The sequence below is a fragment of the Dyadobacter sp. OTU695 genome, assembly GCF_038440355.1.
Taxonomy (GTDB): domain Bacteria; phylum Bacteroidota; class Bacteroidia; order Cytophagales; family Spirosomataceae; genus Dyadobacter.
In genome coordinates, this window is the sequence record NZ_JASATN010000004.1 from 323088 (window position 1) to 342115 (window position 19028).

A 19028-nucleotide genomic window follows, 5' to 3' on the forward strand; every position below is an offset into this window, starting at 1 on the left:
TTGTTTTCAAAGGGCTTACTCCCGGATGCGCAGGCCGGAAATGCTGCTGCGATGCCAGTAGGTAAGGATCAGACAAGTCACCAGTACCGTCACCGCCATGATGAAAAGCTTGCCCGAGTCGTCTTGCACGACGATCCCCAGGCGGGTAAGGTGCATGAACACCGCGCCAGTCATCACACCAATGCCGATCAGCGCCCCATACGCCGTTGTGCGGGGTATCAGGATCAGGATGGAAGCGATCAGCTCCAAAACGCCCACGAATATACGTCCCCAGGGCTCCATACCGACCGTCGAAAAGATGTATACGGATTCGGGTGCTGCGGAAAATTTGAAATAGAGGGTCTGCAACATGATCGTCGCCGCTACCAACCGTAGCAGCCATGTCCATTTCGGGTGTGTTTGTGGATTCATCACTGCTGGTCTTTGATTAACGGCCATTGCGTGTCTGCTTTTTCGATAAGTGCTTCCCGTTTTTTCGACCAGTTGTTTTTGACTTTCATATTATAATTGAAATACAACTTCTCGTCAACGATCGTCCAGGTTTCCGCTTCGGTGGGTGCCTTGTGGCCTTCCGAAGTTCCGAAGGCACAATACCCGCCATATTGCGGAACATATTTGTCGGGCGCAGCTTTGAATGCTTCCAGATTCGCGCGACTGGCGAAAAGCCAATCGGCATCCTTGTAGTGGTAGGTCAGGCTATCGGTGCCCTCAACGGGTTTGGCATCTTTGAAAAAAGCGACTACATCGTATCCTTTGATCGCCTTTCCTTTCGGGGCAAAAATCTCGGATTTCTGGGCAAATGCCGCGTGGGTGACCAGCAGCAATGCCGCAGCGAATACTATTTTGTTCATTGGTAATGCAGGTTTTTAAGGTATAAACTTCATCCAGTTGCGGTCGGCCTGTGTTTTCAGTCGCGCCTCATCCAGGTTCCAGCTTTTAAGTGTATTGTTGAAAAACTTGTTATAGAAAAGATAGAGCTTACCATCCACCACCTTGAATGTCCCGGGGTCGATCTCTACTTTTTCGCCCTTTTTGCCCATTGCAAAGGCACACCAGCCCCCGAATTGCGGCTCGTAGCGCGCGGGATTGTGCGTGAATTCGTCCTTGTTTTGTTTGGAAGCGAAGCGATAGGTAACACCGTTGTAGCTGGCCGAAAAATCCTTCCTGCCTTCGATCGCCTTATTCATTGTAAAATAAGCCACCGGGTCATAGCCTTGTATGGCAAGGCCGGACGATTCGAGGTTGTACTGTTTTCGGCGTGTTTCCGTAGTCTGACCGAAGGTGGCCGCCGCCAGCAGAAGCAGTAGCAGCAGAATATTGATAGGTCTTTTCATTTTTAATTTAATTCAATGTGCGCCGCACGGTTCGCGCCCCGCGCAGCGCAGCAGATTATTGCAAAGTGACTTTAATGATATTGTTAATTGCGGGAAGGGTTGTGAATTTGTTGGGGTTAGGCACCGGTGCGATGGCTTTGGTTTCGTTCAACGGCGTCCCGGCCAGGTTGAATTGCGTAATGCCCGCGCCGGGGAATTGGTCGATGGCCGTGCCATTGTCGTACAGCCCGACCGATCCGGAGACATCGCCGCTGGCGTTGCCATCGATATCGTTACCGCTTGTCGCAAAAAACCAGTCGTTGGAAAAGCCGTACATAGTAGCAATCGCGATATGGTCGCCCGAAGCGAGCGTGAGGGGTTGTGAAACCTTTCCGCCGGCAGTCCCGCCGATTTTGGGCAACAATACGGTGCTCATGGGTTCTTTCAGCACATATACATTTTTAATCCCGCTCTTCATTTTTAATGCGGCCGCCAGCACGTCTGCATTTCCCTTTTGCGCGAGATCTTTCAAGCCTTCGCCGCGATCATTTTCACCGGATTTGAAAAAAGGATTTTCAGTACCATTATAAACAACTACCAAAACCGGGGAAAGCGGTGTGAATATGCCGGTTTGAGAGGTGAGCCAGGTGCTTAGCGGGGCGTTGTCGCCGGCTTCGGCAATGCGGGTTAGCGCATCCGTGGTGGCTTTACCCTCGGAATAAACTGGCTCGGGAAGCAGCAAATTGCCGCCCGCAACGTAAGAGATCGCCCAAACGCCGGGGCTGAAAGGAGTTTCGTTCGCCGTCCCGCCCGACTGGTTTTTAATCGTGACAGTGAACATTGAGCTGCCATCGTAAGCCAGCGAGACATTCATAAGCTGCGAGGCCGGCAGAAATGCATGGCCGTAGTCATCCGTCCCGGCTACTTCCTTGATATTGCGAGGCGTTGCCTCGGCCTCGCCCGGGTGCATCAGAGCCATGCCGGGCATGCCGTTCACACGCGTGCCGTTGTCCCACAGTTTGATCTGCGCGGAAACGTCGCCTGTGATGGGAGTGCCGTTGTCCTCGTACAGCCGTATACCCGGATTGGCAGGTGCGAAAAAAAGGTCGTTGCTCCATCCATACATCGTGGCGAAAGTCAGCCGCTGATTTTTAGCTGCCGAAAATGAGAATGAAACCGATTGGCCGGGCAATATCACCGGCGGTGTACCGGCTCCCTTAAATGTACCCGATTGTACAAGTGGTTTGCTGTCGAGCACGTTTTCAATGGTAAGGGTTTTAGCGGTCGGCTGCGGGTCGTGGTCCTTGGTGCAGGCTCCGAAAATGAGGACTGTCAGCGACAGCCCGAGCAGTGTTTTGATCATGTCTGTTTCCATTTTGAATGTTTGGATACTGCAAAGCAACAAACACGATATCCCGGCGTCGTCACGGATTTATAACAAAAGTATCACAGCGGTATTCCGCGCTGTTTTATTTCTAAACTTTGCAGAAAATCAGTCGATATGGATACCAAGCATGTGCTCATCGTCGAGGACGATTCCAATATTACCGAACTGCTCTCGATACACCTCTCAGACCTGGGATGTAAGGTGATTGCGGAAAAAAACGGGCAGAACGGCCTTGCGCGGGCGCAGGATGAAAGCTTTGACCTCATTATCCTGGATGTAATGCTACCCGGCCTGAACGGCATGGAGATTTGCCGCAAGATCCGGCAGGGCGACCGGCAGACACCTATTATGATGCTCACGGCGCGTTCAGAGGAGATAGACAAGGTAATGGGCCTGGAGACCGGCGCCGACGACTACCTCACCAAGCCGTTCAGCGTGCGCGAATTCATCGCCCGGGTAAGGGTAATTTTCCGGAGAAGCGAAGAAAAAGCGCGTTACGCGGCACCGGCGCCTGCATTGATCAGCATTGCCGGGCTGGAAATCGATATCGATAAGCGAAAGGTGATGCTCCGCGGCGAACGGCTCGATTTGTCGCCACGGGAGTTTGAACTGATCGTCCTGCTGGCGTCCAACCCCGGGAAAAGTTACAGCCGCAAGCAGTTGCTAAGCCTTGTATGGGGCTATGATTTTGAGGGATATGAACATACGGTCAACACGCATATCAACCGGTTGAGGGGGAAAATTGAAGCGGATGTTTCCAATCCTGTATTTGTATTAACCACCTGGGGCATTGGCTACCGGTTTAACGAAGATCTGTAAAATGTCTGTAAGAACGATTGGCGGTAATCTCCTTTTCTGGAAAATCAGCGGTGTATTCGCAAGCCTTTTGATTATTCTCGGGATCGTATTTGTCATGATCGCCTCCCGGTTTTCAAAATCGTATTATATGACTGCCCACCAGCAGCTGTATGGCGGTATCGCGCAGCACCTGGCCACATTTACCCAGCCCATTAAAAACGGCCGGCCCGATACCACGGTAACGCACGACATTATCCATTCCACAATGGTGGCCAACCCGAGCGTGGAGGTGTACCTGCTTGACACGCTGGGGAATATTACCGACTATGTGGTACCGGAAGCGACCGTGCACATGAACAAGGTGGACATGGCGAAAGTAAAAAAATGGCTGGCCAGCGGGGCGGATAAGCCCCTGGGCGACAATCCGAAGCGTCCGGGAGAGGCCAGTATCTTTTCGGTGGCGCCGGTACTGGAAGACGGCAAAAAGGTGGGTTACGTGTACGCCGTGCTTGCGAGCGAAACCCAGAAGGAGATATTGGCCTCGCTTACCGACGATCTGAATTTCAGATTGGCAGCTTACATCTTTTTTGCCGCATTGCTCGGGGCGTTTGTCGTTGGACTGCTCACTTTCTTCCTGATCACCGACAGCATTTGCAGCATTACCGGGGTCGTTAAGCGGTTCAAGGACGGCGACCATTCGGCCCGCGTACACGGGTATGCGAAAGGCAACCTGGGCGTACTTACCTCCACATTTAACGACATGGCCGATGTTATTGTCGATAATATTGAAAAGATCACGGCCACCGACCGCCTTCGCCAGGAGCTGATAGCCAATGTTTCGCACGATTTACGCACCCCGCTTTCCATCATGCAGGGCTATGTTGAAACGCTCATGATTAAAAACGACACGCTTTCCGGGCGGGAAAAGGAGCGGTACCTGTCCATTGTCCACGAAGGAACGAGGAAGCTTTCAGGGCTGGTGGACCAATTGTTCCAATATTCGAAGCTGGAAGCGAATGTGGTGTCTGCGCAAAAGGAAATCTTTCCGTTGGGGGAGCTGGTTTCTGATATTCTGAGCTCCTACCAGCTGAATGCAGACGAGCGGGGAATCCGGCTGGCATTGGAGGCACCACCTTCCTTACCACCCGTTTTTGCCGACATTGCCTTGACGGAAAGAGTGTTCCAAAACCTGCTCGATAATGCATTCAAATTCACGCCGGATGGCGGACAAATCACCGTATCACTCACAGAAACGGGTAATGGCGTGAGAATCCGCGTGGCCGATACGGGCGTAGGCATCGCCAAGGCTTACCATGAGCAGATTTTCGAACGCTACAAGCAGGCGGAGCTATTTCCATCCGGCCAAAAGGGTACCGGCCTCGGTCTGGCGATTGTACGTAAGATCCTAGAATTACATCAAACAACCATCGAGGTCGTGAGTGATAGCGGGAAGGGTGCCGCATTTGAATTTGTCATGCACCGGCCGTAACCGCGAAGGGGGTGGAGGCCGCCGCTAGGCTTACGGGTCGGATCCGGGTGAATTCTTTCACACCAGGCGCCGTATTCCCAATCTTTGGAACAGTTTTTTAAATCGCTTCAAAATTGCATTGGGCGCTGTTTGCCCGGTTTTCATCATAAAAAATGATTTAAATGAATCATGTCCAGATTGGTTATCATGCCTCTCATGAGCAGTTCAAACCCAGCGAGCTGACCGGCCTGGTGCGGTTAGCCCAACAAGCGGGATTCTCGCAAGTACTTTCGTCCGACCACTTTTTTCCATGGAGCCAAAGCCAGGGTGAAAGCGGTTTTGCATGGAGTTGGCTCGGCGCGGCAATGCAGGCAACCGACCTTACATTCGGCATTGTGAATGCACCTGGCCAGCGTTACCACCCAGCAATAATTGCCCAGGCTGTCGCAACGCTTTGCGAAATGTTCCCGCAGAGGTTTTGGATAGCGGTGGGCAGCGGACAGTTTCTCAATGAACACATCACTGCCGCGGGGTGGCCGTCGAAATCTGAGCGCAACCAGCGGTTGAAAGAATGTGTGGATATGATGCGGGCTCTTTGGACGGGCGGGTCCGTGACGCACAACGGTATGATCAATATTTATGATGCAAAATTATATACACTGCCGTCCTACATGCCGATGGTCGTGGGGGCCGCATTAACCGAACCTACGGCAGAATGGGTCGGAGGATGGGCAGACGCCATGATAACTACTTCCCGGCCACCTGAGGAGCTCAAAAAGATGATTGAGTCCTTCCGCAAGGGCGGGGGTGAAGGCAAGCCTGTTTACCTGAAAGTACAATTGTCTTACGACACCACACAGGCTGCGGCTACCAAAGGGGCCCATCAGCAGTGGAGAAACAATATCTTCCCTTCCTCGCTTCTGTCAGATATCCGGTCCCCGGAGGGCTTCGATGCGGCAGGGGCTATGGTAAAGCCCGGTGATATGGCGTCGGGCGTCAGGATATCGGACAGCACCGACCAGCATACCGAATGGCTTTCAAAGGACATCGAAGCCGGTGTATCGCACTTGTTTTTACACAATGTGAATCTGAAACAGCAAGCCTTTGTCGAAGCGTTTGGGGCGAAAGTGCTTCCGCACCTTACCGGCTAAGTCATGTATTTCCTGCCGGTCAGACAAGGGGTATCTCAATGCGATATCAGGATTTCCGGCGCTGTGCCAAAGCGGTGACCGTTGCGCGGATCACATGCGTCCATGGCCGTTCTGGCGAGTCCAGGAGCCGGATGTTCTGGTGCTGCGGCCTGTGTCATTGGCCTGCGTTTGCTCCTTTGACTTTAATGCCGGCAAGCATCTGGGGGCTGAGGTAGGGATTATGTGACAGCACCGAACGTATGCATGTCACAAGTTCGGTCGAGCAGGCGTGTTTGGTTAGTATGCCCTTTACACCCATGCGTACCAGTGAGCGTGCCAGCTTATGGTCGGGTGCGCTGGCGTAGACGATGAACGAGGTAAGGGGATTTTTTTTCATCAGCCTTTTCAGGACCGGGTAATCCATCTCGGGATGTTCCTCTGACTGGCCAATGATGATGATGTCGAAAATTTCCAGCTGTGTAATCTTTTCCAGGTCGTGCATAGACCCGGTTTCCAGGGTAGCGATGTTGTCGAACTGGCTTTTGAGCATGGCGCGGACGCCAGTCCGGAATACCGGGTGCTCATCGACGAGTGCTACGTTCATATGGGATAGGTTTACACGTTTTGAGGTTGGTCCCGACCACTAGGCCTGATGGCAAACAAATGGCTCCCCGGCTGCGACCGCATTCAGGCACCTAACCAACTCTTCCGGACAGCCATTTTTGTTGAGATAACCTTTGACTCCCATACGCATGAGCAATCTCACCGACGCAAGGCATGGTTTAGCGGCGTATACGATGAATGATGCAAGTGGATTTTTTTTCATCACCCGTTTTAATACCGCCCTATCTATTTCGGGTTGCTCTTCCGACAGTCCGATGATCACAATGTCGATATCCCCCAGGTTGTTCGCCCGGGTGAGACTGTGTATTGAGCCGGTTTCGAGCATATGGATGTTGTTGAACCGACTTTTTAGCATCAGGCGTATGCCTGTGCGGAACACCGGGTGCCTGTCTATGAGTGCTACGTTCATAAATCGGAAATTTGTTTTGGATGGGAGGGTGTGAGCTTAAATCAGGTCTCCCGGCTTAGCCGGGAGATGATCAACTCACTCAACGTCATGAAAATCTCAACATGGTCCCTTCGCATAGTCCACTTCTCCGAACCGATGGTATATATCACCGATCCGCCATGAAACAAAAGTATTTCGTATACATGGTCCCGGCACTACAAGAAGTTGAATAGTTGATTGAAGAATTTTAATATTTTATTTAAGAAATTTAAAGACATATAGAAGTACTACTATGAGTGATTTTTTTTATTATTACCAGGGATAAACCCTAAGTATTACCGCCCCATCCCAATGAGCATTCAGATTATCATCGCCGAAGACCATCCGTTAGTATTAGCGGGTATTCAGTTTTTGCTGATGGACCACAGGCCGGATGCAGTTATTACCGCTACCACTGATTTCAGGAAAACAATCGCCATGCTTGAAAATCAAAAGTTTGATCTGCTGATCATGGATATCAACCTTCCGGGAGGCGATAAAGTAGGCATGGTGCATTCGGCCCGGCTGAAACAGCCCGGGATACCGATACTGGTCTGTTCGAGCTATGACGAGCAGCTCTACGCATTGCCGTTCCTGAAAGCCGGTGCAAACGGTTATATTTCCAAAACTGCTATCAATGAAGACTTTACACATGCGGTGGACAAAGTGTTGAGCGGGCAAACTTACGCCAGTGCGGAGGTCATGCAAAACGCGTTTCGCCAGTTGTTCAATGCAAAAGGCCCGGAAGAATCTGTTACGGACAAGCTTTCTGAAAGAGAGCTGGAAGTCGCGCTGCTGCTGGTGAAAGGTGTGCCGGCCAAATCTATCAGCGAGCAGTTGAACCTTTCGCCTTCGTCGGTCAGTATTTATAAGTCCAAGATTTTCGAGAAACTGGGTGTAGAAAATGTAATCCAGCTAACAACCTATTTTGACTTGAACGGTTAGCATACGACTGCGATATCACTCCGGTCTAAAAGTATTTCGGCCTGACGATGAGAAATCTCCTGTTCCAACTTATTCCGGCTTGTATAATCGGGCTGTTGATCACCGGCCGTGTGACAGCCCAGCAGCAGGCTGCGGAATACTGGTTACAGCATTTTACGGACGAAAACGGCCTCCCCCAAAATAGCGTCAAAGCGATTGCCCAGGATGGCAACGGTTTCATATGGCTTGTAACCGAGGTGGGCCTTGTGCGGTTCGACGGGCATCGTTTCATGACATTTGACAGGTCGGTAATCCCTATTACAACAAACCGGATCCGTGTGCTGATCCCATCTGTTGCAGACTATGGCAAACGGAGGCCTTATGAATTTTACGCATTGTCCGAAAAGAATGAATACATCGGTGTCCTGGGCAATGGGCTCGCCCGGGTGGACACAACTTTTTACCACAGGTATCAGAAGCGAAACCCATTTATCCGGAACGAGGTACGGCATAACAGTAACCTGAGCAGCCTGCCGGCCCAGTACCCGTTTTATCCTTTTGTATCCAGTTACTTCGCCGCAGCGGATAGCAATACCTATTATATCTGGCAAGGTGACAGGATTTCCTGTTTTGAACATGGAAAACGGGCTTTTACAGCCAAGGGGCCTTTCCAGGACTTTTTTCTGATCGGATCCAAACCCTATGCGACCGATAGCGCCGGAAATTTCAAGGCGATTACGGCAGCTTCCGGCAACGTTGCCATCGGTGGCGACATTCTGCTGAACCCGCTTTTCCGAAGCGCGAAGCACCGTCCCCGCCTTTTTTGGAACAATGTTTCGCACCAGGCTTTTCTTTATTTCAATAAATGCTTTTATATCCTTAAACCGACAGAGAATGGCAGCCTGACTACGCGGCTGATCTTGAAAGACTTTGATTTTGGAAACCGTAATATCATCAGCGCTTATTTTGATGAAGCCGGAGGTTTCCTGTTTCTGGGAAGCAGCACAAAAGGGCTGTTTCTGCTGAAAAAAGAGAACTTTCAAACCAACAAATTGTATGCAGATAATGCGGATAACGTCTATTACGCCCAGATACCGACGCGGGAACGATCCGTTTTGACTGCACAGGGGTATTTACTGGGAAGCAATGCTGATGGTACCCATCTTACCGCAGAAAGAGTTTCCCCTTTTATGGAGAGTATCGGTTATAAATTCGCCATGGCACAGAACCCTGACGGCACTTTTTGGTTTGGCGTCGGCCATGATCTGTATCGGCTCGATCCGACCGGTCGGAAAATTCTTCAGCATGTAGCGTTGCTGGACAACGCAATGTCGCTCTACGTCGAACCGACAGGCAAGTTGTGGATCGGGTGTGAAAATAACGTAGTTCATGCATTTGAGGCCTCAGAAGGACGCTACAAGCCGTGGCGCAAGTTCACACTCAATGCAAACAAGGTCACGATTATAGACAGAGAGAATGAAGAAACGCTGTTTTTAGGTACCGAAACGGGCCTTTACAGGCTTAATACCCGCACGGGCGTTACGAGTTGGGTCAACGCATTTCGCAATATGACGGTACGGAGTTTTTACAAAACCGCCGACGGAGTCTGGATTACGACCTACGGAAATGGCTTCTATCTTTTAAAAAATAACAAAGTAGTAAGATTCCCGCTGGACAGTGACGGTTTCCTGGCCGCCGCGCATTGTATTATTGAAGACAAAAAGGGCTTTTTCTGGATTACTACCAACCGCGGGTTGTTTCAGGTGTCGAAAAAAAGGTTGCTGGACTATGTTGCAGACAGCCGGAACCCGGTATATTACCTTTATCACGACAAGCGGAGCGGATTTGACACGAATGAATTCAATGGCGGCTGTCAACCCTGCGCCCTGACATTGGCGGACGGAACCGTTTCGCTTCCTTCGATGGACGGGCTGGTATGGTACAAGCCGGAAACGGTCATACCCGTGCTCCCCGACAAGGGCATTTTCATTAATGCAGTCCATGAAGACGGGAAAGTGCTACCCGTGCAGGACAGCCTGCAAATATCACGGGATTTCGAGCTATTACGTTTGACGGTTTCCACGCCGTATTTGGGTAACAGCAGGAACATACAAATGCAGTATTCGCTTTCCGGGGATGGACGTGCGGAAAATTGGACGCCGGTCAATGCGGATTTTGTCATTCCGGTATCGAAAGTTTCCTATGGCAATTATGTGCTGAAAATTCGCAAGATCAGCGGGTTCGGTGCCCGAGATTACACCTACAAGACTATTTACCTCCATATTCCACGCGCCTGGTACGAAACCTGGTGGTTTCAGTCGTTGCTGGTTGTGACATTGGCTGCATTGTTCTTTGTTTCTGTGAGATTAAGGACTGAAAGTCTTGTCAGGAAAGAGCGCGAGGCCAGTCTTATACGCCATTACCGGGTGATCAGCCAGATCATCGCTGCCGTGAACCACGATATTCAGACGCCATTGCATTATATCGGTTTCTCACTCAAACAAATCAATGCCTACCTGCATAAGCAAAGCACTGCCGACCCGCTCATTACCCGGATGAGCGACGAATCCCTCACCACCTCCGAAAGGCTAGGGGCGCTTACCAAGAACTTCCTGGACTACATCAAACTGCAAAGCAAAAATGCATCGTCGCGGATGGAAATGAGTACCTTTTCCGCTTCGCAACTGGTCTGCAATGTTTCCGGGCTCTTTGCTGCGGTCGCTACATTCAGGGGCGTCACTGTCAGAAACACCATCGACCCGGACCTTACGATCCACAGCGACCGAAACCTTGTTTCAATTATAATCCATAACCTGATCGACAATGCATTGAAGGCAAGTCAGTCGGAAATAACGTTATCCGCCGGTATTGAAAACGGGCAAACGCGTATCATCATCGCAGACGACGGTGGCGGGTTACCGCAGGATCAGGCAAATTGGTTGAATAAGGATTACAGATCTTATGAAGACTGGCTCCACGCCTCCCAATATCCCGACCAGAAAGGAATTGGCCTGGTGATCGTCAAAGACTTATGCGTGTTGCTAGGTATCCGTATTACAGTGACCGTGCGGAACGAGGCAAGCACAACGGTCGTGCTTGCGTTTCCTCGACAGCCCCAGTGAACCTGGCCGTTAACCATTCCTGAGCATATCGGCATAGGCATTAGGCAACGGGCTGCTTTCAATGGCTCTGGCCGCTTTTTCCACATCGTATTCAAAACGAATGAAATCGACTTTGATACTGTCTTTGTGCTGGATCGAGCTGTTTTCGTTGAGGGTCAGCAGCACATAGCCACCGCGAGGATCCTGATCCTTCGGCTTTCCCACAGAGCCAATGTTGATCGCATGGCGGAAATGGTCATTTCCATCAATACCCGAATTCAAGATGCGGTGATACGGCTTATGGGTGTGCCCAAAGCATAATACATCCGCATCCGCCTGCTCCATGATGCGCATCAGGCTCTTTTCGTCCCGGTCTTCGAAGAGGTATTCATTGACCTTTCGCGGGCTCCCGTGTACCAACAGAATATTGAACTTGTCATCATTCAATTGGAATTCCAGCCGTATGTGCGCGGGAAGCGTACGCAGGTAGGCGCGCTGTTCTTCTTTAACCACTTCATTGGTATAGGCAATGGACACTTTGCCCATTTCCTTTTCCTCATCGGTTTTGTACGCACAACCGCAATCATCGCTGCTGCGACCGATGCCGAAATCATAATTCCCGGTAATGGTGGGAATACGCCTTTTGCGGACTTCGTCGATCACTTCATTGGGCCAGATGTTGTAGCCCACCAGGTCGCCCAGGCAGTAAATGGCATCGGTATCACGCGTTTCTACGTCTTTAAAGAAAGCCTCTAATGCGGGCAGGTTCGCATGAATGTCGGAGAATAAAGCAATTTTCATTTAATACCAGTATAAGCCCTTGACTTCATTGTTGGAATTACATCATCGCAATATTACGATGTTTGTTGGATGTAAACAAATTTCCAGTTCCAACAAATCGTGCGCCATCCATGCACGGCCGGCCGCTCAATCAACAATTTCCCTGATCATCTTTCGGATTTCCAGGCTGGTCATATTGCTTTGCCTGGGCGTGGTTTGAGTGAAAACGATACCTGCAATTTTGTGTTTCGAATCCTGCCAGGGGTGAGTTCCAAATAGCCCTGGACTACTGCTTTCCAATACATTTCCGTCGGTATCGACCACATCCAGCCAATTGCCGACACCGTACCGCACGGGTCTTTGGGGGGTGGGGGAGAAGGGATTGTTAGCGTAGGGTGTGCCGGTGATTTTCGCGTTTTCGGTTTGGTCGGCAAGCATTATCCCAATGCTGCTTTCGCTTAGTACCCGATTGCCATTCAAAGTGCCGCCGTTGACGATCATTTCCAGGAACCTGAGATAGTCGGCTGCCGTGGTGTGCACTCCGCCTGCGATGATCGGGTTGCGGGCCGGGCTGTAATCGGCCGTCATCCCGCAAGGCCTGGCAATGCGCTCATTGAATAAATCCTGCCATTTTTTGCCTGACACGATCTCGGCAATCCGGCCGCCGATTTGCATGCCTGCGCTCCCGTAATCGAATTCTGTCCCCGGAAGGCTAACAAGTGGCGTATAAACAGCAATGGAATCAACCGCCTGGCTGAGCGTCATCAATCTTTTGTATTCATATTTTTGCGGAGAGTCACCCCCAAAACCAGCTGTATGTGCAAACAGTTGCCGAACGGTAATGCTACCTTTTTTGTGGGCAGTGAATAGCGGTAAAAACTTCCCGATGCTATCTGAAAGCGCCAGTTTGCCTTCTTCTACAAGGGTCATAATGACTGCCGCCGAGAGCCATTTGGAGGCCGATGCGATGGGTTTGCTGGTATGTTCATCGAGCCCGGCTCCTTTTTTATAAATCAATTGACCGTTCTGAGACACCAGTACCATTACCTGATCGTTGTAGTCGGCCAGGTGCGCGTCTATGAACTGGTCTATCGCGTCAAAATTGTAATCGTTGGGCGTTTGCGGTGCGACTTCGCCGGTGCGGCAAGAGCAGATTGCTAATGCGCAGGCGGTCAGGATTTCAAATATTTTTTTCATTCGCTTTATGATCTTCGTTTTCTCAATTGCTGCTTCATTTCTTGCTGCTGCTGTTTGTATTGCCTGAATTGCGCGGGGCTGAGCACCTGTTGGAGCTCTTTTTCCCTGGCGGCGTTGATCTCTTGAAACGCTCTGAGTTTGGATAGCCTGTTTCCGCTGCCGCTGAGCACCGGGTCCATTTTGCGGGCATAACTCAGATTGATCGAATCTACTTTTACAACCTGAGCGGAATCGAGCTTCAGTGATTCTTTCATTCGCTGGGTCTGCAGTTGGGCGCGCTCCTGGGCCGGCATATCAGCAAGCCGGTTTGGCTGTGCATGCGCGGCAGAGGCAAATAACAACATTGCAAGGATGCAACAGCGCATTGTGGTTCGGTTTTTCATTGGATGGATTGTTTGGTTTCAGCTCAAAACAAGTCTACGGTCGGCAGAACAAAAAAGTAAATCAATGAGCGCAGGGAGAGTCGGGACAGAAGGCCATGGATTTCCGTTGAACGTGTTCGAGCCGTCCAGAAATGTAATTCAACCGTCGAAATCGGAAGCTCGTCGGATAATGCAGGGGATTCGCAGGAGATTGTTCCGGATTTGACGGTTATAGCTTAGCATTGCATATCAATAGACCGGCAAATGAAAAGAACAGCCTTTGAGAAGTTTCCTGCAATGACCGCGCTTGCCTGGGTAGGCTACTGGCTGATCTGGGTACTGATGTTTTCCAACAGCCAGCAGGTGGCCGGTGCCGTACGGACGGCAAGCGTGAATGTAGGCCTGCAGGTAGCTATTGTTTACGTGAATATGCTGTTTCTGATCCCGCTTTTCCTGGAAAAGCGGCGTTACGTGCTCTACGGACTGCTTTGTTTTGTGATGCTGGTGTTGTTTTCAAAAGTGCAACTGACGCTGGTACCCGCGGACTTGAAGCTGGCATTGAAACGGAATATTCAATACCCGAGGGCGTTTCAGTTTATGCGGGTCTACCTTTTTTTTATGGTTGTGCTCATCATCAGCACGGCCTGGAAATTTGCGGTCGACCGGTTTAAGAACCTGCAAACGCAGAGCGAGTTGTCGAGGCGGCAGATGGAAAGCGAGCTGCAATTTCTCAAGAGTCAGATCAACCCGCATTTTCTTTTTAACACCCTAAACAACATTTATACGCTTGCCTACCTGAAAGAGGATAATGCCGCGCCGATGATCATGAAGCTCTCCGAACTGCTCAGGTATATGCTGTATCAATGCCAGGAGCAATGGGTGCCTTTGCCGGATGAGGTGGCTTTCCTGCGTAACATTATTGAGATGCAGAAACTTAAATCAGACCTTTTCCAGCAACAGATCTCATTTGAAGTGACCGGCGTCGGCGCCGGTCACCGGATTGCGCCGCTGTTGTTGCTGACCTTTTTTGAGAACTGCTTTAAACACTCGGATCTGGACCTGAACGCCCATGGCTGCATCCGTATCCGCCTGGACGTGGACGATCCGAATAAGCTTTATTTCTATTGTTTCAATACAAAAAGGCCGGCTATACCCACCGCAAACGAGCACGGTGGTATTGGCCTGGCGAACTTAAAAAAGCGCCTGGATCTCACTTATCCGCGCAGGCACACGCTGGAAATCACCGATAATGCCGATACATTTGAAATCCGATTGACTTTGAGTTTATGAAAATAACCTGCATGATCGTCGACGACGAAGTCCTGGCGCGAAAACTGCTCACAGATTATGTTTCCAAAATCCCGATGCTAGATCTGGTAGCAACCTGCGCGAATGCCATCGAAGCTTCGGCTGTCCTGAAAAGCAGGAAAGTCGACCTGCTTTTCCTGGATATTCAAATGCCCGACATTAATGGCATCAGCTTTGTGCAAACGCTCGCGAAGGGTCAGTTGACCGTATTTACCACCGCCTATACAGAGTATGCGGTTAAAAGTTATGATTTGAATGCGCTTGACTACCTGGTCAAACCTATTGCATTTGAAAGGTTTTTCCAGGCAGTCGGTAAAGCGATGGACCATTTGGGAGCTCGTAATGATATGCAGGAAAATGTCGCCACTGATAACGGGTTGGACCACATTTTTGTCAAATCGGACGCGAAAATTCACAAGGTGGCATTCAGCGACATCGACTATGTTGAAGCTTATGGCGAATATGTGATCATCCATCGCGGGGCGGACCGTCTGATGCCGCTTTTGCAGCTCGGCAAAATAGAAGAGATATTGCCAGCGCCGCGTTTCATGCGGGTTCACCGCTCGTTCATTGTTCAATTTTCCAGAATCGAAGCCATTCAGGGCAATTCGATTTGGATAGGCAAAAAGGAAATCCCCGTGAGCAAAACCTACCGCGACGCCTTGATGGAGCGCGTTCAGCAGCGGAACGTCAGTTGAGCTTCCTTATCGACCGCTGGGGAAATGTTAACGCTAATAAAAATCAGAAGACGGTTCATACGCATGCTGGATTCGGGTTAATTTGCATCCAAAAACCAGCATGCAACTCGACATTCATCATCAAACTATCCTGAATTATCTTACCCAAACCGACAAGCCCATTTTTCTAACCGGCAGGGCGGGGACAGGTAAGACCACCTTTCTGCAACATATTCGCCTGAACCTGGCCAAAGAAATGGTTGTCGTAGCCCCGACGGCCGTGGCTGCCATTAATGCAGGTGGCGTGACGATCCACTCTTTTTTCCAGGTTCCGCTGGGCCCCGTGATCCCGGGCGTGCGTGGCAAGCACCGGCCGCAGCCGGCGATCCGGTCGGTGAACCCGGAAAAGGAAAAAATGCTCAGGCGGATGCAACTTCTGATCATCGATGAGATCAGTATGGTACGGGCAGATGTGCTGGATTACATCGACGCGCTACTTCGGCTTGTGAGAGCGTCGGCAAGGCCGTTTGGTGGTGTTCAATTACTGATGATTGGCGATCCATATCAGCTCCCACCGGTTACCAACAACGACTGGGATGTATTAGGCCCGGTTTATAAAAGCCCGTATTTCTTTGACAGTCTGGTTTGGGCTTCTTCGGGCTTTCTGACTTTTGAGCTGTCGCGTGTATACCGTCAGAGCGATCCGGTGTTTATTGACATCCTCAACAGCGTCAGAGATGGCAAGGTTACCGAAAGCACCCTTGCGGCGCTCAATGGAAGATATATTTCCGGGCCGGGTTTGGAGCTTTCCGACTACGTTACCCTTTCTACCCACAACAACAAGGTCAAGGAGATTAACGAGCAGCGGCTTGGCGCATTACCAACCCCTGAACACCTTTTCAGCGCGAGTATTTCAGCCGACTTTCCTTCGGAGGCATATCCGGCCGAAAAGGAGCTCATTCTGAAAGAAGGGGCCCATGTGATGTTTATCAGAAATGACAGTTCGGGAAAGAAGCAGTACTACAACGGGCGGGCCGCGCGGGTCTCGCGCATTGAGAACGGGCGTGTCCACGTTACTTTTTCAGATGACGGCTCGGATTTTATCGTAATTCCGGAAATCTGGCAGAATGTGAAGTACGCCTTGTCGGAAGCGGAGGGAAAGATCAGTGAGTCCAGCGCGGGGACATTTGCGCAGCTGCCGCTAAGGCTGGCCTGGGCCGTAACGATTCATAAAAGTCAGGGCCTTACCTTCGATAAGCTGGTGGTCGATGTACGCAGCGCATTTGCGGCGGGCCAGGTTTATGTGGCCCTGAGCCGCTGCCGTTCGCTGGACGGACTCGTGTTGCTCAGGCCCGTCGACGCGGCCAGCGTAATGGTGGCCCCGGCGGTAAAAGCCTTTATGCAAAATGCTTTGATTAATGCATATGACAATTCGACCCTGGCTGCACTCCGATACGGCAGCCTTCGCGAGGCGGTGACAGATTTGTTTGACTTCACCATCCTGGCGGAGAGCTGGGAACTTGTGCTGGGCTTTATCAGGGAAAATGACCTGCTCCAGGGGCTTGTCCGGCCGGGAACCGAAGTTATATCGAAGCTGATTAATTCCGAGTTGATTAAGGTCTCGGTTAGTTTTCACAGGCAAGAGTTGTCGGTACTTCTGGACCAGCCCGACGAAGGCGGCACGGCATCCCTGCCTGAACGGTTGACAAAAGCTATTGCCTATTTCTCGTCCAGGCTCCATGAAGGCGCTCGCAAAATAGACGATCTGCTCTCCCAATGCGATCAGCGCGCGATGAACCCAGACTTTCATTTGGCCGCGGCACGGCTGAGGCATTCCGTTGGGCTGAAAGCGACGATCTTTTTAGGATTACCAACGGCCGCTGATCTGGATGGACTCGTTTCAACTGCCGCAACGGTCCTGCGTGAATACCAGTCGAACAAAAGCGATTCAAAATCGGAGAAGGATTCCAAAAAGCTCCACGTAGCAGAGGGACCGCTCTTTGATAAACTACTTGAATGGCGTGCCGATATAGCCCAGCAGCGCAATGTGCAGCCGTATACGATCGTGTCGGATACTGTTTTGACACAGGTCGCTCAGAAAATGCCAGGTACTTTAACTCAATTATCACAAATCAAAAATTTCGGTCAGGCCAAAGCATCGGATTTCGGGCCTGATATTATACGCATTATTATGGCCAATAATGGGACGAATGAGCTTTTCTAAGGCGTACCAGGGTATATTGCAGCCATTAGGATTAAACTTTATAATAACAATTTATCACATGAGTACAACAGAAAAGCCTTCTGCACCGGCGGTGCCGATTTCAAAAGCATTGGTTTCCAACGGATTCTTGTTCATTTCAGGGCAGATTGGTTCTGCCGGCGGACAATTAGTCACTACCTCTTTCCAGGATGAGGTAAAGCAGGTATTTACAAACATTGAGACCATTCTTCATGAGCACGGGTTGACTTTCGGCCACATTGTGAGTGTTACGGTGTACCTGACGGATATGAGATATTTCGACGAGTTGAACGCCGTGTACCAGACTTATTTTGTTGACCGATTTCCTACCCGTACGTGTATCGCCGTGGCAGGCTTGCCCAAACAGGCGCGGGTTGAGTTAACGACAATGGCTAGTTTAGAGCTAAAAGCCAGCTAATTCTGAACTAGGTTATTTTTTTGTCCCATGCGCATTCGATCATATCCTATTCTTCCGCAGTTACAGAGCTACGTAAAATCGATATGTTCAATGGAATGCGAGGAAGAGGCAGACTGGAATCAGGTACGGGTGCTGCCGGATACGTGCGTAGAATTATTCCTGAACTACACCAACAGCCCGATCGCAGTTATAGATCGGGCTTTGCATAAGCGCAGTATCGTGTCCTTTCGCCTAAGCCGCCCGGTGGATGTTCAGATGCGTAAAGGCTCCGGGTGTCTGGCTGTTTGTTTTTATCCCGGAATGGCATACCCATTCATTCCAGTGCCCACGCATTTATTTAGGGACACTACCGTCAATTTCTGCGACATATGGAATGGCCCGATTTCTGAACTGGAAGATAAACTGGCGTGCATCCCCAACGATGAAGGACGCAGTTCCGCAGTGCAGGACTTTTTGCTCGGGCATTTGGAATTGAAGAAACAGGATCGGCAGGTAGCCTATTGCCTGAATAAGGCGAAGCTTACCCGCGGCACGATAAATGTCCATAAACTGGCCGAAGAAACTGGTCTGAGCCAGAGACAGTTATCGAGGCGGTTCCATCAAAGCGTTGGCTTGTCTCCCAAAGAATACCTGGGTGTTTGCAGGTTCAATTCTTCGCTTCAATATCTGGTAGAATATCCGCGTATTTCACTTACGGAAATTGCACACCTGAGCGGTTACTACGACCAGGCACATTTTATACGTGACTATAAAGTTTATACAGGCCATTCTCCCGGCGAGGTCGTAGCTGCGGGCCATATTTTATTTTGATGTCCATTTCGTACAATTCCGGTAAGTAGGAAGCGTGTAGTTTTGCGAAAAAACAACACTGA

General features: G+C 50.5%; 19 protein-coding genes. 10 read left to right on the plus strand and 9 right to left on the minus strand.

Going from position 1 to position 19028, the window contains the following annotated elements:
• Positions 1 to 15: 15 nt before the first annotated feature.
• From AAHB90_RS11410 to AAHB90_RS11425, 4 genes are read right to left on the minus strand one after another with little or no spacing between them, the layout of a single operon-like run.
• Complete coding sequence (locus AAHB90_RS11410; protein WP_342085189.1) at positions 16 to 411, minus strand: DoxX family protein; 396 nt, start codon at positions 409 to 411, stop codon at positions 16 to 18.
• Complete coding sequence (locus AAHB90_RS11415) at positions 411 to 851, minus strand: YHS domain-containing (seleno)protein (protein WP_342085190.1); 441 nt, start codon at positions 849 to 851, stop codon at positions 411 to 413. The genes AAHB90_RS11410 and AAHB90_RS11415 overlap by 1 nt, the downstream gene beginning before the upstream one ends.
• Positions 852 to 866: 15 nt before the next feature.
• Entirely contained in the window at positions 867 to 1334 is a 468-nt protein-coding gene (locus AAHB90_RS11420) for a YHS domain-containing (seleno)protein (RefSeq protein WP_342085191.1), read from the minus strand.
• 55 nt (positions 1335 to 1389) lie between these two features.
• Positions 1390 to 2688, minus strand: a complete 1299-nt coding sequence (locus tag AAHB90_RS11425; protein WP_342085192.1) for a spondin domain-containing protein — start codon at positions 2686 to 2688, stop codon at positions 1390 to 1392.
• Positions 2689 to 2814: 126 nt separating this feature from the next.
• On the opposite strand from AAHB90_RS11425, the gene AAHB90_RS11430 reads away from it, so the two are divergent.
• The 3 genes from AAHB90_RS11430 to AAHB90_RS11440 all read left to right on the plus strand — a co-directional run bounded on the left by AAHB90_RS11430 (position 2815) and on the right by AAHB90_RS11440 (position 6117).
• Positions 2815 to 3519, plus strand: coding sequence for a response regulator transcription factor (locus AAHB90_RS11430; RefSeq protein ID WP_342085193.1), 705 nt, complete (start codon positions 2815 to 2817; stop codon positions 3517 to 3519).
• Between the two features lies 1 nt (position 3520).
• Positions 3521 to 4987, plus strand: a complete 1467-nt coding sequence (locus AAHB90_RS11435; RefSeq protein WP_342085194.1) for a HAMP domain-containing sensor histidine kinase — start codon at positions 3521 to 3523, stop codon at positions 4985 to 4987.
• Between the two features lie 161 nt (positions 4988 to 5148).
• Positions 5149 to 6117 (plus strand): TIGR03885 family FMN-dependent LLM class oxidoreductase, encoded by a 969-nt coding sequence (locus AAHB90_RS11440; RefSeq protein WP_342085195.1) that lies wholly within the window; start codon positions 5149 to 5151, stop codon positions 6115 to 6117.
• Positions 6118 to 6271: 154 nt separating this feature from the next.
• Here the strand turns inward: AAHB90_RS11440 and AAHB90_RS11445 are convergent, their stop codons facing one another.
• Positions 6272 to 6700 carry a response regulator gene (locus AAHB90_RS11445; protein WP_342085196.1) on the minus strand — a complete coding sequence of 143 codons (429 nt, stop codon included), beginning with the start codon at positions 6698 to 6700 and terminating at the stop codon, positions 6272 to 6274.
• Between the two features lie 39 nt (positions 6701 to 6739).
• Positions 6740 to 7129 (minus strand): hypothetical protein, encoded by a 390-nt coding sequence (locus AAHB90_RS11450; RefSeq protein ID WP_342085197.1) that lies wholly within the window; start codon positions 7127 to 7129, stop codon positions 6740 to 6742.
• Positions 7130 to 7459: 330 nt separating this feature from the next.
• Between AAHB90_RS11450 and AAHB90_RS11455 the strand changes: the two genes are divergently transcribed.
• On the plus strand, positions 7460 to 8092 hold the full coding sequence (locus AAHB90_RS11455; RefSeq protein WP_342085198.1) for a response regulator transcription factor: 633 nt from the start codon (positions 7460 to 7462) through the stop codon (positions 8090 to 8092).
• A gap of 47 nt (positions 8093 to 8139) precedes the next feature.
• Positions 8140 to 11193, plus strand: a complete 3054-nt coding sequence (locus AAHB90_RS11460; protein ID WP_342085200.1) for a two-component regulator propeller domain-containing protein — start codon at positions 8140 to 8142, stop codon at positions 11191 to 11193.
• Between the two features lie 9 nt (positions 11194 to 11202).
• Here AAHB90_RS11460 and AAHB90_RS11465 read toward each other — a convergent pair whose 3' ends face one another.
• The 3 genes from AAHB90_RS11465 to AAHB90_RS11475 form a co-directional block, all read right to left on the minus strand.
• The gene (locus AAHB90_RS11465) at positions 11203 to 11973 is read right to left on the minus strand and encodes a metallophosphoesterase family protein (protein ID WP_342085201.1); all 771 of its coding nucleotides are present in this window, start codon (positions 11971 to 11973) and stop codon (positions 11203 to 11205) included.
• A 126-nt stretch (positions 11974 to 12099) separates the two neighbouring features.
• Positions 12100 to 13149 (minus strand): serine hydrolase domain-containing protein, encoded by a 1050-nt coding sequence (locus AAHB90_RS11470; RefSeq protein ID WP_342085202.1) that lies wholly within the window; start codon positions 13147 to 13149, stop codon positions 12100 to 12102.
• 5 nt (positions 13150 to 13154) lie between these two features.
• Positions 13155 to 13532: a hypothetical protein gene (locus AAHB90_RS11475; protein WP_342085203.1), complete on the minus strand. Its 378-nt coding sequence runs from the start codon at positions 13530 to 13532 to the stop codon at positions 13155 to 13157.
• A 243-nt stretch (positions 13533 to 13775) separates the two neighbouring features.
• Between AAHB90_RS11475 and AAHB90_RS11480 the strand changes: the two genes are divergently transcribed.
• From AAHB90_RS11480 to AAHB90_RS11500, 5 genes are all read left to right on the plus strand, one after another.
• Positions 13776 to 14801, plus strand: a complete 1026-nt coding sequence (locus AAHB90_RS11480; RefSeq protein WP_342085205.1) for a sensor histidine kinase — start codon at positions 13776 to 13778, stop codon at positions 14799 to 14801.
• Positions 14798 to 15517, plus strand: a complete 720-nt coding sequence (locus tag AAHB90_RS11485; protein WP_342085206.1) for a LytR/AlgR family response regulator transcription factor — start codon at positions 14798 to 14800, stop codon at positions 15515 to 15517. The genes AAHB90_RS11480 and AAHB90_RS11485 overlap by 4 nt, the downstream gene beginning before the upstream one ends.
• Positions 15518 to 15617: 100 nt before the next feature.
• Positions 15618 to 17720, plus strand: coding sequence for an HRDC domain-containing protein (locus AAHB90_RS11490; protein ID WP_342085207.1), 2103 nt, complete (start codon positions 15618 to 15620; stop codon positions 17718 to 17720).
• Positions 17721 to 17778: 58 nt separating this feature from the next.
• On the plus strand, positions 17779 to 18156 hold the full coding sequence (locus AAHB90_RS11495; protein WP_342085208.1) for a RidA family protein: 378 nt from the start codon (positions 17779 to 17781) through the stop codon (positions 18154 to 18156).
• A 27-nt stretch (positions 18157 to 18183) separates the two neighbouring features.
• Positions 18184 to 18966 (plus strand): helix-turn-helix domain-containing protein, encoded by a 783-nt coding sequence (locus AAHB90_RS11500; protein ID WP_342085210.1) that lies wholly within the window; start codon positions 18184 to 18186, stop codon positions 18964 to 18966.
• The last annotated feature ends 62 nt before the right edge of the window (positions 18967 to 19028 follow it).